The organism is Mesorhizobium qingshengii (assembly GCF_900103325.1).
Lineage (GTDB): Bacteria > Pseudomonadota > Alphaproteobacteria > Rhizobiales > Rhizobiaceae > Mesorhizobium > Mesorhizobium qingshengii.
Genome location: NZ_FMXM01000022.1, coordinates 1 through 14,292 on the forward strand (window position 1 = coordinate 1; position 14,292 = coordinate 14,292).

Annotated in this window: 27 protein-coding genes; all 27 read left to right on the forward strand. The window is 61.5% G+C overall.

All coding sequences use genetic code 11. The features are described from left to right. The coding region (locus BLS48_RS27085; protein ID WP_476738618.1) for an EF-Tu C-terminal domain-related protein at positions 1 to 94 on the forward strand (94 nt) is incomplete at its 5' end. Positions 95 to 163: 69 nt separating this feature from the next. Beyond that, on the forward strand, positions 164 to 472 hold the full coding sequence (rpsJ, locus tag BLS48_RS27090; protein WP_010909272.1) for a 30S ribosomal protein S10: 309 nt from the start codon (positions 164 to 166) through the stop codon (positions 470 to 472). Positions 473 to 533: 61 nt separating this feature from the next. Beyond that, complete coding sequence (gene rplC / locus BLS48_RS27095; protein ID WP_091584603.1) at positions 534 to 1,256, forward strand: 50S ribosomal protein L3; 723 nt, start codon at positions 534 to 536, stop codon at positions 1,254 to 1,256. Next, positions 1,256 to 1,876 carry a 50S ribosomal protein L4 gene (rplD, locus tag BLS48_RS27100; RefSeq protein WP_008875667.1) on the forward strand — a complete coding sequence of 207 codons (621 nt, stop codon included), beginning with the start codon at positions 1,256 to 1,258 and terminating at the stop codon, positions 1,874 to 1,876. Before rplC ends, rplD begins: the two co-directional genes overlap by 1 nt. Beyond that, positions 1,873 to 2,166, forward strand: coding sequence for a 50S ribosomal protein L23 (locus BLS48_RS27105; protein WP_010909275.1), 294 nt, complete (start codon positions 1,873 to 1,875; stop codon positions 2,164 to 2,166). Before rplD ends, BLS48_RS27105 begins: the two co-directional genes overlap by 4 nt. A 22-nt stretch (positions 2,167 to 2,188) precedes the next feature. Further along, positions 2,189 to 3,022, forward strand: a complete 834-nt coding sequence (rplB, locus tag BLS48_RS27110; protein ID WP_024505067.1) for a 50S ribosomal protein L2 — start codon at positions 2,189 to 2,191, stop codon at positions 3,020 to 3,022. 16 nt (positions 3,023 to 3,038) lie between these two features. Then, positions 3,039 to 3,317, forward strand: coding sequence for a 30S ribosomal protein S19 (rpsS, locus tag BLS48_RS27115; protein WP_006205463.1), 279 nt, complete (start codon positions 3,039 to 3,041; stop codon positions 3,315 to 3,317). A 2-nt stretch (positions 3,318 to 3,319) separates the two neighbouring features. Next, entirely contained in the window at positions 3,320 to 3,709 is a 390-nt protein-coding gene (gene rplV, locus BLS48_RS27120; RefSeq protein ID WP_006205462.1) for a 50S ribosomal protein L22, read from the forward strand. Then, positions 3,709 to 4,434: a 30S ribosomal protein S3 gene (rpsC, locus tag BLS48_RS27125; RefSeq protein ID WP_091584605.1), complete on the forward strand. Its 726-nt coding sequence runs from the start codon at positions 3,709 to 3,711 to the stop codon at positions 4,432 to 4,434. The genes rplV and rpsC overlap by 1 nt, the downstream gene beginning before the upstream one ends. Before the next feature lie 27 nt (positions 4,435 to 4,461). Continuing rightward, complete coding sequence (gene rplP / locus BLS48_RS27130) at positions 4,462 to 4,875, forward strand: 50S ribosomal protein L16 (RefSeq protein ID WP_013531427.1); 414 nt, start codon at positions 4,462 to 4,464, stop codon at positions 4,873 to 4,875. A gap of 13 nt (positions 4,876 to 4,888) precedes the next feature. Continuing rightward, positions 4,889 to 5,089 carry a 50S ribosomal protein L29 gene (rpmC, locus tag BLS48_RS27135; protein ID WP_006205459.1) on the forward strand — a complete coding sequence of 67 codons (201 nt, stop codon included), beginning with the start codon at positions 4,889 to 4,891 and terminating at the stop codon, positions 5,087 to 5,089. 11 nt (positions 5,090 to 5,100) lie between these two features. Next, positions 5,101 to 5,340 (forward strand): 30S ribosomal protein S17, encoded by a 240-nt coding sequence (gene rpsQ / locus BLS48_RS27140; RefSeq protein WP_010909280.1) that lies wholly within the window; start codon positions 5,101 to 5,103, stop codon positions 5,338 to 5,340. A gap of 72 nt (positions 5,341 to 5,412) precedes the next feature. Continuing rightward, positions 5,413 to 5,781, forward strand: a complete 369-nt coding sequence (gene rplN, locus BLS48_RS27145) for a 50S ribosomal protein L14 (RefSeq protein WP_006205457.1) — start codon at positions 5,413 to 5,415, stop codon at positions 5,779 to 5,781. A gap of 12 nt (positions 5,782 to 5,793) precedes the next feature. Continuing rightward, positions 5,794 to 6,108, forward strand: a complete 315-nt coding sequence (gene rplX, locus BLS48_RS27150; RefSeq protein ID WP_013531428.1) for a 50S ribosomal protein L24 — start codon at positions 5,794 to 5,796, stop codon at positions 6,106 to 6,108. Beyond that, entirely contained in the window at positions 6,101 to 6,679 is a 579-nt protein-coding gene (gene rplE / locus BLS48_RS27155; RefSeq protein ID WP_091584608.1) for a 50S ribosomal protein L5, read from the forward strand. Before rplX ends, rplE begins: the two co-directional genes overlap by 8 nt. Positions 6,680 to 6,706: 27 nt before the next feature. After that, positions 6,707 to 7,012, forward strand: coding sequence for a 30S ribosomal protein S14 (gene rpsN / locus BLS48_RS27160; RefSeq protein ID WP_010909282.1), 306 nt, complete (start codon positions 6,707 to 6,709; stop codon positions 7,010 to 7,012). 12 nt (positions 7,013 to 7,024) lie between these two features. Next, the gene (gene rpsH, locus BLS48_RS27165; RefSeq protein ID WP_006205453.1) at positions 7,025 to 7,423 is read left to right on the forward strand and encodes a 30S ribosomal protein S8; all 399 of its coding nucleotides are present in this window, start codon (positions 7,025 to 7,027) and stop codon (positions 7,421 to 7,423) included. Between the two features lie 92 nt (positions 7,424 to 7,515). Continuing rightward, positions 7,516 to 8,049, forward strand: coding sequence for a 50S ribosomal protein L6 (gene rplF / locus BLS48_RS27170; protein WP_091584610.1), 534 nt, complete (start codon positions 7,516 to 7,518; stop codon positions 8,047 to 8,049). Positions 8,050 to 8,186: 137 nt separating this feature from the next. Continuing rightward, positions 8,187 to 8,546, forward strand: a complete 360-nt coding sequence (gene rplR / locus BLS48_RS27175) for a 50S ribosomal protein L18 (RefSeq protein ID WP_091584612.1) — start codon at positions 8,187 to 8,189, stop codon at positions 8,544 to 8,546. A gap of 135 nt (positions 8,547 to 8,681) precedes the next feature. Then, the gene (rpsE, locus tag BLS48_RS27180) at positions 8,682 to 9,245 is read left to right on the forward strand and encodes a 30S ribosomal protein S5 (RefSeq protein ID WP_006333394.1); all 564 of its coding nucleotides are present in this window, start codon (positions 8,682 to 8,684) and stop codon (positions 9,243 to 9,245) included. Positions 9,246 to 9,270: 25 nt separating this feature from the next. Beyond that, positions 9,271 to 9,468, forward strand: coding sequence for a 50S ribosomal protein L30 (gene rpmD, locus BLS48_RS27185; RefSeq protein WP_006205449.1), 198 nt, complete (start codon positions 9,271 to 9,273; stop codon positions 9,466 to 9,468). Between the two features lie 22 nt (positions 9,469 to 9,490). Next, the gene (rplO, locus tag BLS48_RS27190) at positions 9,491 to 9,964 is read left to right on the forward strand and encodes a 50S ribosomal protein L15 (RefSeq protein WP_091584614.1); all 474 of its coding nucleotides are present in this window, start codon (positions 9,491 to 9,493) and stop codon (positions 9,962 to 9,964) included. Positions 9,965 to 10,156: 192 nt separating this feature from the next. Then, the gene (secY, locus tag BLS48_RS27195; RefSeq protein WP_091584616.1) at positions 10,157 to 11,497 is read left to right on the forward strand and encodes a preprotein translocase subunit SecY; all 1,341 of its coding nucleotides are present in this window, start codon (positions 10,157 to 10,159) and stop codon (positions 11,495 to 11,497) included. After that, entirely contained in the window at positions 11,494 to 12,090 is a 597-nt protein-coding gene (locus BLS48_RS27200) for an adenylate kinase (protein WP_091584618.1), read from the forward strand. Before secY ends, BLS48_RS27200 begins: the two co-directional genes overlap by 4 nt. Before the next feature lie 191 nt (positions 12,091 to 12,281). Continuing rightward, entirely contained in the window at positions 12,282 to 12,650 is a 369-nt protein-coding gene (gene rpsM / locus BLS48_RS27205; protein ID WP_006205445.1) for a 30S ribosomal protein S13, read from the forward strand. Positions 12,651 to 12,778: 128 nt separating this feature from the next. Beyond that, positions 12,779 to 13,168 carry a 30S ribosomal protein S11 gene (gene rpsK / locus BLS48_RS27210; RefSeq protein ID WP_006205444.1) on the forward strand — a complete coding sequence of 130 codons (390 nt, stop codon included), beginning with the start codon at positions 12,779 to 12,781 and terminating at the stop codon, positions 13,166 to 13,168. 101 nt (positions 13,169 to 13,269) lie between these two features. Beyond that, positions 13,270 to 14,280: a DNA-directed RNA polymerase subunit alpha gene (locus BLS48_RS27215; protein WP_013531438.1), complete on the forward strand. Its 1,011-nt coding sequence runs from the start codon at positions 13,270 to 13,272 to the stop codon at positions 14,278 to 14,280. The last annotated feature ends 12 nt before the right edge of the window (positions 14,281 to 14,292 follow it).

Genomic DNA, 14,292 nt, shown 5'->3' on the forward strand with positions numbered 1-14,292 from the left:
CGTGCCGATCGCCATGGAAGAGAAGCTGCGCTTCGCCATCCGTGAAGGCGGCCGCACCGTCGGTGCCGGCATCGTCGTCACCATCAAAGAGTAATTTGGACTTAAACCGATCTGTCGCGGGCGCAGGATATGCCCGCGCCGCGCCAGAACAAGGAAGTGACGCATGAACGGACAGAATATCCGCATCCGCCTGAAGGCGTTTGATCACCGCGTGCTCGACGCCTCGACAAAGGAAATCGTGTCGACGGCCAAGCGCACCGGTGCCAACGTCCGCGGCCCCATTCCGCTGCCGACGCGGATCGAAAAGTTCACGGTCAACCGGTCGCCTCACGTCGACAAGAAGAGCCGCGAGCAGTTCGAGATGCGCACGCACAAGCGTCTGCTCGACATCGTCGATCCGACCCCGCAGACGGTCGATGCTTTGATGAAGCTCGATCTGGCCGCCGGTGTGGACGTCGAGATCAAGCTCTAAGGGAATGAGAGCGCGGTAAGGGGCGGTGCCCCTGGCCCGGAACTCTAAAGGAATTGAACCGATGCGTTCAGGTGTGATTGCAAAGAAGGTGGGAATGACCCGCATCTATAACGATGCCGGGGAACATGTTCCCGTCACCGTTCTCCAGATGGAGAACTGCCAGGTCGTGGCGCAGCGCACGCAGGAGAAGAATGGCTACACCGCCGTTCAGCTCGGCGTTGGCCTTGCCAAGGTGAAGAACACGTCGAAGGCGATGCGCGGCCATTTCGCGACCGCTTCCGTCGAGCCGAAGGCGAAGGTCGCCGAATTCCGCGTCTCCGCGGACAACATGATCGATGTCGGCGCCGAGATCACTGTCGAGCACTTCGTTCCCGGCCAGAAGGTCGATGTGACGGGCACGACGATCGGCAAGGGCTTCCAGGGCGTCATCAAGCGCCACCACATGGGTGGTGGCCGCGCGACCCACGGTAACTCGGTATCGCACCGTACCCACGGTTCGACCGGCCAGCGCCAGGACCCCGGCAAGGTGTTCAAAGGCAAGCATATGGCTGGCCACATGGGCGACACCCGCGTAACCACGCAGAATGTCGAGATCGTTTCGACCGACGCCGATCGCGGCCTGATCCTGATCCGCGGTGCGGTTCCCGGATCGAAGGGCGCCTGGATCCTGGTCCGCGATGCGGCCAAGGTGGCACTGCCGGCCAATGCGCCGAAGCCCGCCGCGATCCGCCCAGTTGCGGCAGCTGCTAAGAACGAGGCTCCGGCCACAGAGGGAGCGGAATAATGGATCTCAAGATCACAACGCTTGGCGGCAAGGACGCCGGCAAGGTGAAACTCTCCGAGGAGATTTTCGGCCTTGATCCGCGCGAGGACATTCTGCAGCGCGTCGTGCGCTGGCAGCTCGCCAAGAAGCAGCAGGGCACGCACAAGGCCAAGGGCCGCGCCGAGATCGCGCGCACCGGCGCCAAAATGTACAAGCAGAAGGGTACGGGCCGCGCTCGTCACCATTCGGCACGCGCTCCGCAGTTCCGCGGCGGTGGCAAGGCCCACGGCCCGGTCGTCCGCAGCCACGAGCACGATCTGCCGAAGAAGGTTCGCGCGCTCGGCCTCAAGCATGCCCTCTCGGCCAAGGCCAAGAGCGCGTCGATCATCATCATCGACGAGCTGAAGCTGACCGAGGCCAAGACGAAGGCGCTCATCGCGAATTTCGCGACGCTGGGTCTGAGCAACGCCCTGGTGATCGGCGGCGCCGAGCTTGACAAGAACTTCAAGCTGGCCGCGACGAACATCCCGAACATCGACGTGCTGCCCATCCAGGGCATCAACGTCTACGACATTCTGCGCCGCGGCACGCTGGTCCTTTCGAAGGCCGCCGTCGAGGCTCTCGAGGAGCGCTTTAAATGACCGACCTTCGTCACTACGACGTGATCGTCAGCCCGGCGATCACCGAAAAGTCGACCATGGCTTCCGAGCAGAACCAGGTCGTCTTCAACGTCGCCAAGAAGGCGTCGAAGCCGGAAATCAAGGCTGCCGTCGAAGCGCTGTTCGGCGTCAAGGTGATGGCCGTGAACACGCTTGTCCGCAAGGGCAAGATCAAGCGCTTCCGCGGCACGATCGGCCGCCAGAGCGACGTCAAGAAGGCGATTGTGACGCTGGCCGACGGCCAGTCGATCGACGTCGCGACGGGTCTCTGAGCAAGGCCGCGAGGACAGAACAATGGCACTGAAAAAATTCAACCCGGTAACGCCGAGCACCCGCCAGCTGGTCATCGTCGACCGCTCGGGCCTCTACAAGGGCAAGCCCGTCAAGGGCCTGACCGAAGGCCTGACCAAGTCGGGCGGCCGCAACAACCACGGTCGCATCACCGCCCGCTTCATCGGTGGTGGTCACAAGCGTTCGTACCGCATCATCGACTTCAAGCGCCGCAAGTTCGACGTCGTCGGCACGGTCGAGCGCATTGAATACGATCCGAACCGCACCGCTTTCATCGCGCTCATCAAGTACGACGATGGCGAGCTGTCCTACATCATCGCTCCGCAGCGTCTGGCTCCCGGCGACAAGATCGTGTCCGGTGAATCGGTTGATGTGAAGCCGGGCAATGCGATGCCGCTGGCTTCGATGCCGGTCGGCACGATCGTCCACAACATCGAGCTGAAGCCGGGCAAGGGTGCCCAGGTTGCCCGTTCGGCAGGCGGTTATGGCCAGCTGGTCGGTCGCGACCAGGGCATGGCGATCCTGCGCCTCAACTCGGGCGAGCAGCGTGTCGTTCACGGCTCCTGCATGGCCACCGTCGGCGCCGTGTCCAATCCGGACCATGGCAACATCAACGACGGCAAGGCCGGTCGCACGGTTTGGCGCGGCAAGCGTCCGCACAATCGCGGCGTGACCATGAACCCGGTCGACCATCCGCACGGCGGTGGTGAAGGCCGCACCTCGGGTGGCCGTCATCCGGTCAGCCCCTGGGGCAAGCCGACCAAGGGCAAGAAGACGCGGTCCAACAAGGCGACCGACAAGTTCATCCTGCGCTCGCGCCATCAGCGCAAGAGCTAAGAAGAGGTAACGCCAAGTGACTCGTTCGATTTGGAAAGGCCCCTTCATTGACGGCTACCTTCTCAAGAAGGTGGACAAGGTTCGTGAAGGTGGTCGCAATGAGGTGATCAAGATGTGGAGCCGTCGCTCCACCATCCTGCCGCAGTTCGTCGGCTTCACCTTCGGTGTCTACAACGGCCAGAAGCATGTTCCCGTCTCGGTGAATGAGGACATGGTCGGTCACAAGTTCGGTGAATTCGCTCCGACCCGGACCTACTACGGTCACGGCGCGGATAAGAAGGCGAAGAGGAAATAATCATGGGCAAGGCCAAAGCTCCGCGCAGGCTTGCTGACAACGAAGCGCGCGCCGTGTTGCGCACGATCCGTATCAGCCCGCAGAAGCTGAACCTGGTTGCCGCGCTCATCCGCGGCAAGAAGGTCGCGACAGCGCTATCCGACCTCGAATTCTCGGCCAAGCGGATTTCCGGCACGGTCAAGAAGACGCTGGAATCGGCCATCGCCAACGCGGAAAACAACCACGACCTCGACGTCGATGCGCTGATCGTGGCGGAAGCCTATGTCGGCAAGTCCATCGTCATGAAGCGGTTCCATGCCCGTGGACGTGGTCGCGCCAGCCGTATCGAGAAGCCGTTCTCGCACCTCACGATCGTTGTTCGTGAAGTCGAAGAAAAAGGGGAGGCCGCATAATGGGCCAGAAAGTCAATCCGATCGGTCTTCGCCTTGGCATCAACCGCACCTGGGATTCGCGCTGGTTCGCGAACACCGGCGAGTACGGCAAGCTGCTGCATGAGGACATCAAGATCCGCAAGTATCTTGAGAAGGAACTCAAGCAGGCCGCGATCTCGAAGGTCGTGATCGAGCGTCCGCACAAGAAGTGCCGCGTCACCATCCATGCCGCGCGTCCGGGCCTGATCATTGGCAAGAAGGGCGCTGACATCGAGAAGCTTCGCAAGAAGCTGATGGAGATGACGAAGTCCGAGACGCACCTCAACATCGTTGAAGTGCGCAAGCCGGAGATCGACGCGACCTTGGTCGCCCAGTCGATCGCCCAGCAGCTCGAACGCCGCATCGCGTTCCGCCGCGCCATGAAGCGTGCCGTTCAGTCGGCGATGCGCCTCGGTGCCGAGGGCATCCGCATCAACTGCGCCGGCCGTCTTGGCGGCGCCGAGATCGCGCGCATGGAATGGTACCGTGAAGGCCGCGTGCCGCTGCATACGCTGCGCGCCGATGTCGACTACGGCACGGCCGAGGCACATACGGCGTACGGCATCTGCGGCGTCAAGGTCTGGGTGTTCAAGGGCGAGATCCTCGAGCATGACCCGATGGCTTCGGAGCGTCGCGCCACTGAAGGCGACAATGCGCATGGCGGTGGTGGTGATCGCGAACGCGGTCGTCGTCGCGAAAACGCCTGAGACATTTAGGAATTTGGAGTTAGAACGATGCTGCAGCCAAAGCGCACAAAGTTCCGCAAGCAGTTCAAGGGCCGTATCCATGGTACCGCAAAGGGCGGCACCAATCTGGATTTCGGTGGTTTCGGGCTGAAGGCGCTTGAGCCGAACCGCGTCACCGCGCGTGAGATCGAGGCGGCCCGCCGCGCGATCACTCGCGAAATGAAGCGCGCTGGTCGCGTCTGGATCCGTATTTTCCCGGACGTGCCGGTCACTTCGAAGCCGACCGAAGTTCGTATGGGTAAGGGCAAGGGCGCGGTCGACTACTGGGCGGCGCGCGTCAAGCCGGGCCGCATCATGTTCGAGATCGACGGCGTCAATGAAGAAACCGCCCGTGAGGCACTGCGTCTCGGCGCGGCCAAGCTCTCGGTCAAGACGCGCTTCGTGCAGCGCATCGCAGAATAAGGACGGGCTGATCATGAAAGCCGAAGACATCCGGACCAAGACCCAGGACCAGCTGACCGACGACCTGGCCAGCCTGAAGAAGGAGCAGTTCAACCTGCGCTTCCAGAAGGCCACCGGCCAGCTCGAGAAGACCGCACGCGTGAGGCAGGTCCGCAAGGACATCGCGCGTATCAAGACCATCGCTGCGGAAAAGTCCGCGGCTAAGAAGGCTTAAGGACGAAAACCATGCCAAAGCGCATTCTGCAGGGCACCGTCGTCAGCGACAAGAACGAGAAGACGGTTGTCGTCAAGGTCGAACGGCGCTTCACGCATCCCGTGATGAAGAAGACCGTGCGCATGACCAAGAAGTACAAGGCGCACGACGAAAACAACGCCCACAAGGTTGGCGATCAGGTATTCATCCAGGAATCGAAGCCGATTTCCAAGGATAAGCGCTGGATCGTCGTGTCTTCGGACCAAGCGTAAACAAACGAATTTTGGACAGACCGGGGAGGGGCTTTGAGCCCGTCCCGTTAGAAAAGAAGAAGGCGGCCAGTCATGATTCAGATGCAAACAAACCTCGACGTCGCGGATAATTCCGGCGCCCGTCGTGTCATGTGCATCAAGGTGCTGGGCGGCTCGAAGCGGAAATATGCTTCCGTGGGCGACATCATCGTGGTGTCGATCAAGGAAGCCATTCCGCGCGGCCGCGTGAAGAAGGGCGATGTGATGAAGGCGGTCGTGGTTCGCACGGCCAAGGACATCCGCCGCCCGGACGGCAGCGTGATCCGTTTCGACAAGAACGCGGCCGTTCTCGTCGACAACAAGAAAGAGCCGATCGGCACGCGTATCTTCGGACCAGTTCCGCGCGAACTCCGCGCCAAGAACCACATGAAGATCATCTCGCTCGCGCCTGAAGTGCTGTAAGGAGCCGGACCAATGCAAAAGATTAGAAAAGGCGACAAGGTCGTCGTGCTGGCCGGCAAGGACAAGGGCCGTTCGGGCGAAGTCCTCTCGGTACAGCCGAAGGAAGACACCGCGCTGGTGCGCGGCGTCAACATGATCCGTCGTCACCAGAAGCAATCCCAGTCCCAAGAGGGCGGGATCATAACCAAGGAAGCGCCGATCCAGCTGTCGAACATCGCGCTGGCCGACCCCAAGGATGGCAAGCCGACCCGCGTCGGCTTCATCTTCCAGAAGGACGGCAAGAAGGTGCGCGTCGCCAAGCGCTCGGGAGAAGTCATCAATGGCTAAGGCTCAATCCAAGCAGGCGACTGCCCAGAACACGCCGCGTCTCAAGCAGGTCTACAACGAGACCATTCGCAAGGCGCTGCAGGAGCAGTTCGGCTACGAGAACGAGATGCAGGTTCCGCGCATCGACAAGATCGTGCTGAACATGGGCGTCGGCGAAGCGACCGGCGACTCGAAGAAGCCTTCGATCGCCGCCGAGGACCTGGCGATGATCGCCGGCCAGAAGGCCGTCGTCACCCGCGCTCGCAACTCGATCGCCGGCTTCAAGGTCCGCGAAAAGATGCCGATCGGCGCCAAGGTCACGCTGCGCAAGGAACGCATGTACGAGTTCCTCGACCGCCTCGTGAACATCGCACTGCCACGCGTCCGCGACTTCCGCGGGCTGAATCCGAAGAGCTTCGATGGCCGTGGCAACTACGCCATGGGCATCAAGGAACACATCGTGTTCCCGGAGATCAACTACGACAAGGTTGATCAGATCTGGGGCATGGACGTCATCGTTTGTACGACTGCGAAGACGGACGACGAAGCCAGGGCATTGCTCAAGGCCTTCAACTTCCCCTTCCGCCAGTAACGGCAGCGAGAAAAGGAAAAATCTGAAATGGCAAAGACCAGCTCAGTCGAGAAGAACAACAGGCGCCGCAAGCTTGCCGACCAGTACGGTCCCAAGCGTGCAGCCCTCAAGGCGATCATCATGGATCAGTCCAAGCCGATGGAGGAGCGCTTCCGCGCTCAGCTCAAGCTTGCCGCCTTGCCGCGCAACTCGGCCAAGATCCGCATCCGTAACCGCTGCGAAGTCACCGGCCGTCCGCGCGCCTACTATCGCAAGCTCAAAGTATCGCGCATCGCGCTTCGTGATCTCGGCAACAACGGCCAGATCCCGGGCCTGGTCAAGTCGAGCTGGTAAGGAGGACATAACATGTCATTGAGCGATCCTCTCGGCGATATGCTGACCCGCATCCGCAACGCCTACGGCCGCAAGAAGTCGAGTGTTTCGACGCCGGCTTCGCGTCTGCGCACCCGCGTCCTCGACGTGCTGAAGGCTGAAGGCTACATCCGCGACTACAGCCAGACCGATTTCGACAACGGCAAGTCCGAGATCGAAATCGAGCTGAAGTATTTCGACGGTGCACCGGTGGTGCGCGAAATCGCCCGCGTCTCGAAGCCTGGCCGCCGCGTCTATGTTTCGGCCAAGTCGATCCCGCACGTCGCCAACGGCCTCGGCATCGCCATCCTTTCGACACCGAAGGGCGTGATGGCCGACCACGAAGCACGCGAACAGAACGTCGGCGGTGAAATCCTCTGCCAGATCTTCTGATCTGGCGTGTGACCGGCAAAATCGGAATCCGGTTTTCGGGATCATGCCCGAAGACAGAGACCTGAAACAAGAGAAGTGACGAGGACAACAAAATGTCTCGTATTGGAAAGAAACCCGTTTCGCTGCCGCAGGGCGTGACCGCGACCGTCAACGGCCAGACCGTGACGGCGAAGGGCCCCAAGGGCGAGCTGAAGTTCGTGGTGAACGAAGAAGTCCTGGTCAAGATGGAAGGCAGCGAGATCGCTGTCCAGCCGCGCGACCAGACCAAGACGGCCCGCTCCAAGTGGGGTATGTCGCGCACGCAGATCGTCAACATCCTGCAGGGCGTCAAGGACGGTTTCGAGAAGAAGCTCGAGATCACCGGCGTCGGCTATCGCGCCGCCATGCAGGGCAAGAACCTGCAGCTGGCCCTTGGCTTCAGCCATGATGTCGTTTACGAGACCCCGGCTGGCATCACGATCACTGTGCCGAAGCCGACGGAAATCACCGTGACCGGCATCGACAAGCAGCAGGTCGGCCAGGTTGCCGCCGAGATCCGCGAATATCGCGGTCCTGAGCCCTACAAGGGCAAGGGTGTCCGCTACGCTGGCGAGAAGATCGTCCGCAAGGAAGGCAAGAAGAAGTAGTGGGCTTGGCCCCGAAAAGTTGAGACTTTTCGGAGAGGACCAAGCTAAAGAGATGTAACGCCGCGGGGAGCGGTCGCGGGAGGCGCTTTCGCCTACCGCATAGGGCGGCCCCCGTTTTTTGAAGGCAAGGAACTATCATGGCTACCAAGGAATCCATCCAGCGCCGCGCGCAGCGCGTCCGCCGTCAGATCAAGAAGGTCGCCGGTGAGCGCCCGCGTCTGTCGGTCCACCGCACGTCGAAGAACATCTATGTGCAGGTCATCGACGACGCCAAGGGCCACACCATCGTCGCAGCCTCGACGCTCGAGAAGGACCTCAAGGGTTCGCTCAAGACCGGCGCCGACACCGCCGCCGCTGCCGCGATCGGCAAGCTGATCGCCGAGCGCGCCACCAAGGCTGGCGTCAAGGAAGTCGTCTTCGACCGCGGCGCCTACATCTATCACGGCCGCGTCAAGGCGCTCGCCGAGGCTGCCCGGGAGGGTGGTCTGAGCTTCTAAGCATGATCCCGAAAAGTTGCAGACTTTTCGGATAGAGATCATGCGAAGGGAAAAATGACTTTCGCCCCCGGTGACCCACAGAGGTGCCGGATCTTATCAGCAACCGTGCTTCCGGAAAAAAACAAGGAACAGGATATGGCACAGGAACGTAGGGATGGCGGCCGCGGCCGCGATCGTGAAGAACGCGATGACGGCATGGTGGACAAGCTCGTCCACATCAACCGCGTCGCCAAGGTCGTCAAGGGCGGCCGTCGCTTCGGTTTTGCAGCACTCGTCGTCGTCGGCGACCAGAAGGGCCGTGTCGGCTTCGGTCACGGCAAGGCGCGCGAAGTGCCGGAAGCTATCCGCAAGGCAACTGAATCGGCCAAGCGCGACATGATTTTCGTGCCGCTGCGCTCAGGCCGCACGCTGCACCACGACGTCGAGGGGCGTTGGGGCGCTGGCCGTGTTCTGCTGCGCGCCGCCAAGCAAGGTACCGGCATCATCGCCGGTGGCCCGATGCGCGCTGTCTTCGAGACGCTCGGCATGCATGACGTGGTCGCCAAGTCGATGGGTTCGTCGAACCCCTACAACATGGTTCGCGCCACGTTCGACGCGCTGAAGAGCCAGATGCATCCCAAGGATGTGGCTGCTGCGCGCGGCATCAAGTATTCGACCCTTCAGGCCCGCCGCGGCACCGCCGTTGCGGCTGAAGAATAGTCGACGCTGACCAGGGATTTTGACCATGGCCAAGAAAGCAACCAAGACCATCACCGTTGAGCAGATCGGTTCGCCGATCCGCCGTCCGAAGGAGCAGCGCGCGACGCTGGTCGGGCTCGGCCTCAACAAGATGCACAAGCAGCGCACGCTGGAAGATACGCCCTCCGTGCGCGGCATGATCGCCGCCGTCCAGCATCTCGTCCGCGTCGTGGACGAGGGCTGAGCCAAAGCGCAGGAGAACTCAGATGAAACTCAACGATCTGCGTGACAAGGACGGCGCGACGCATTCCAAGAAGCGTCTCGGCCGCGGCATCGGCTCCGGCTCCGGCAAGACCGGTGGTCGCGGCGTCAAGGGCCAGAAGGCGCGCTCCGGCGTTGCCATCAACGGCTTCGAGGGTGGCCAGATGCCGCTCTATCGGCGTCTGCCGAAGCGCGGCTTCAACAACATCTTCGCCAAGAGCTTCACCGTTGTGTCGCTGGCCCGTATCCAGGTCGCCCTCGACGCCAAGAAGCTCGATGCCAAGGCAACCGTGACGGCTGAATCGCTCGTTGCTGCCGGCGTCATTCGCCGCGTCAAGGACGGCGTGCGCATCCTCTCCGACGGCGAGATCAAGGCGAAGCTCGCCTTTGACGTTGCGGGCGCCTCCAAGGCCGCGATCGAGAAGATCGAAAAGGCCGGTGGTTCGGTCAAGCTGCCGGAAAAGGCAGCTGCCGAGTAACGGCAATTTGAAGCGCGATCGGCAAGAGTGGGAACCGTTTTTGCTCACGATTGCGCTTTGATCTGCTCAATTAGGCGGCCGCGTCAACGCGGCCGCTTGCATGTTTAGAGCCCGGAGCTTATCTCGTGAGCTTCGGTGAAACGCACCGCCTGACCTTCGGGCCATCAAGCGTTACCAAGCGGAGAATCAGGCATGGCTTCGGCTGCTGAACAACTAGCCTCGAATCTGAATTTCTCGGCCTTCGCCAAGGCGGAGGACCTGAAGAAACGCATCTGGTTCACCATCGGCGCGTTGCTCGTCTATCGCCTCGGCACGTATATTCCGCTTCCCGGCATCAATCCCGACGCCTTCGCGCAGGCCTTCTCCTCGCAGAGCAAAGGTGTGCTCGGCATGTTCAACATGTTCGCCGGCGGTGCCGTGCAGCGCATGGCGATCTTCGCGCTGGGCATCATGCCGTACATTTCCGCCTCCATCATCATGCAGCTGATGACCTCGGTCATCCCTTCGCTGGAAGCGCTGAAGAAGGAAGGCGAGCAGGGCCGCAAGGTCATCAACCAGTATACGCGCTACGGCACCGTGCTTTTGGCGCTGGTTCAGGCCTATGGCATTTCTGTGGGCCTGGAGAACGGCAACGGCATCGTCAATGATCCCGGCATGTTCTTCCGCCTCTCGACCGTCGTCACACTGGTCGGCGGCACCATGTTCCTGATGTGGCTCGGCGAGCAGATCACCGCGCGCGGCATCGGCAACGGCATTTCGCTGATCATCTTCTCCGGTATCGTCGCCGGCCTGCCGCGCGCCATTTCCGGCACGCTTGAGCTTGGCCGCACCGGCGCCTTGTCGACCGGCCTCATCCTGGCGATCATCGTCTTGGCCATCGTCGTCATCGCCCTCATTGTGTTCTTCGAGCGTGCCCAGCGTCGCCTGCTGATCCAGTATCCGAAGCGTCAGGTCGGCAACCGGATGTTCCAGGGCGACACCTCGCATCTGCCGCTGAAGCTCAACACCTCAGGCGTCATTCCGCCGATCTTCGCCTCGTCGCTGCTGTTGCTGCCGGCCACCGTCGCCGGCTTCTCGCAGACGACCAACATGCCGGCCTGGGCGAGCACCATCCTGGCTTCGCTCGGCCACGGTCAGCCGCTTTACATGGCATTCTATGCGGCGATGATCGTGTTCTTCGCTTTCTTCTATACTGCGATTGTCTTCAACCCGAAGGACACCGCCGACCAGCTCAAGAAGCATTCGGGCTTCATCCCGGGCTATCGTCCGGGCGAGCGCACCGCCGATTACATCGATTACGTTCTCACCCGCATCACCGTCGTCGGCGCCATCTATTTGGTGCTGGTGTGCCTGCTGCCGGAGTTCCTGATCTCGGCGACTGGCGTACCATTCTACCTTGGTGGCACATCGCTTCTGATCGTGGTCAGTGTCACGCTCGATACGGTTGCGCAGATTCAGGGACACCTGATCGCGCACCAGTATGAAGGCCTGATCAAGAAGTCGAAGCTGCGCGGGGGGAAGAAAGCCAGATGAGGTTGATTTTGCTTGGGCCGCCAGGGGCGGGCAAGGGGACACAAGCACAAAGACTGGTAGAAAAACACGGCATACCCCAGCTTTCGACGGGCGACATGCTGCGTGCTGCCGTCCAGGCCGGTACCGAAGTCGGCAAGCGCGCCAAGGCGGTGATGGATGCCGGTGAACTGGTGTCCGATGCCATCGTCAATGCGATCGTCGCCGAGCGTATCGATCAGGCCGATTGCGCGAAGGGGTTCATCCTCGACGGATATCCGCGAACCCTGGTTCAGGCGGACGCGGTGGAAGCAATGCTTTCGGATCGTTCCCAGGGCCTGGATGCCGTTGTCGAACTTGTCGTCGACGACAAGGCGCTGGTTGGTCGAATCGTCAAGCGCGCAAACGAGGCACAGGCCGCCGGTCTGCCCGTACGCAAGGACGATAATCCGGCCGTGTTCGAGGAACGCCTGAGAGAGTACTACAAGAAGACGTCGCCGCTGATTGGCTACTATTATGCCAAGGGCAAGCTCAGGAGCGTCGACGGCATGGCCGACATCGATCAGGTGACTGAACAGATCGAGGCAGTGCTCAAGGCGGCAACGCGGGGAAATTAACGATTGCGCTTGACGGGAGCGGTTCGCTGCGGTATGGCGGCCCGTCTTCCTATCAGGCATGGGCTTTGCTTGTCCGCAAGGGCAAGGCAGCCGCTTTGAACTGGAAACTCCCGCATGGGCCGGCCTCCACCGGACGCGGGGCAACTTAAGATAGCGCCGGTTCGTCCGGCCCACATGGAGAAGAGAAGAACATGGCTCGTATAGCCGGCGTTAACATTCCGACCAACAAGCGCGTCGTCATCGCGCTTCAGTACATTCACGGCATCGGCAAGAAGTTCGCCCAGGAGATCGTCGACAAGGTCGGCATCCCGGCCGAGCGTCGCGTCAATCAGCTGACCGACGCGGAAGTGCTGCAGATCCGCGAAACGATCGACCGCGACTATCAGGTCGAGGGCGACCTGCGCCGCGAAGTGTCGATGAACATCAAGCGGCTCATGGACCTCGGCTGCTACCGCGGCCTGCGGCATCGCCGCTCGCTGCCGGTTCGCGGCCAGCGCACGCATACCAATGCGCGCACCCGCAAGGGCCCGGCCAAGTCGATCGCCGGCAAGAAGAAGTAAGTTTCGGACGGCTTGTCCGTCTCGCCCGGCAGCCTCGGCTGCCGGTTGCGTTTTCCCGGCAACTGAAAAGCGGGAAGGGTGGAGCCGCTGGCATTACGGCGGTGTAGAGATCAACTGAAAGGACTATCATGGCCAAGGAAGCCGCTCGTGTTCGCCGTCGCGAACGCAAGAATATCTCGTCGGGCGTTGCCCACGTCAATTCGACCTTCAACAACACGATGATCACCATCACCGACGCGCAGGGCAATTCGATTGCCTGGTCGTCGGCCGGTGCCCAGGGCTTCAAGGGTTCGCGCAAGTCGACCCCGTTTGCCGCCCAGATGGCTGCCGAGGACGTTGCCAAGAAGGCCCAGGAACACGGCATGCGCATGCTCGAAGTCGAGGTCTGCGGACCCGGCTCCGGTCGTGAATCGGCGCTGCGCGCCCTGCAGGCGGCCGGCTTCACCATCACCTCGATCCGTGATGTGACGCCGATCCCGCACAACGGTTGCCGCCCGCGCAAGAAGCGCCGCGTCTAAGAAATTATCGAACGCCGCGTGAACGCCAAGAGCGTTCCTCCGCGGTATTCCAGGTCGCCCGCCACGATTGGATGGTGGCGGGTCAACGGAAGGAAAGCATCATGATCCAGAAAAATTGGCAGGAACTGATCAAGCCGAACAAGATCGAGTTCTCGTCGAAGAAGAAGACACTGACCACTCTGGTCGCCGAGCCGCTCGAGCGCGGCTTTGGCCTGACGCTCGGCAACGCGCTGCGTCGCGTGCTTCTGTCTTCGCTGCGCGGTGCGGCTGTTACCGCCGTGCAGATCGACGGTGTTCTGCATGAATTCTCGTCCATCGCCGGTGTGCGCGAGGACGTGACCGACATCGTCTTGAACATCAAGGAAATCGCCATCCGCATGGAAGGCGATGGCCCCAAGCGCATGGTCGTTCGCAAGCAGGGGCCAGGTGCGGTTCTCGCCGGCGACATCCAGACGGTTGGCGATGTCGAGATCCTCAACCCCGACCACGTCATCTGCACGCTGGACGAAGGCGCTGAAATCCGCATGGAATTCACCGTCGACACCGGCAAGGGCTACGTGCCGGCAGACCGCAATCGCGCCGAGGACGCGCCGATTGGCCTCATCCCGGTCGACAGCCTCTATTCGCCGGTCAAGAAGGTCTCCTACAAGGTCGAGAACACCCGCGAGGGTCAGGTTCTCGACTATGACAAGCTGACCATGACGATCGAGACCGACGGTTCGATCACCGGCGAGGACGCGGTGGCTTTCGCAGCTCGCATCCTGCAGGACCAGCTCGGCCTGTTCGTCAACTTCGACGAGCCGCAGAAGGAAGTCGCTGCGGAAGCCGTCACCGAGCTCGCCTTCAACCCGGCGCTGCTCAAGAAGGTCGACGAGCTCGAGCTTTCGGTCCGTTCGGCCAACTGCCTGAAGAACGACAACATCGTCTACATCGGCGACCTGATCCAGAAGACCGAAGCCGAGATGCTGCGCACCCCGAACTTCGGCCGCAAGTCGCTGAACGAGATCAAGGAAGTGCTGGCGGCGATGGGCTTGCACCTCGGCATGGAAGTGCCGGACTGGCCGCCGGAAAACATCGAAGACCTCGCCAAGCGTTACGAAGATCAGTATTGAGGCTGAGGCCTC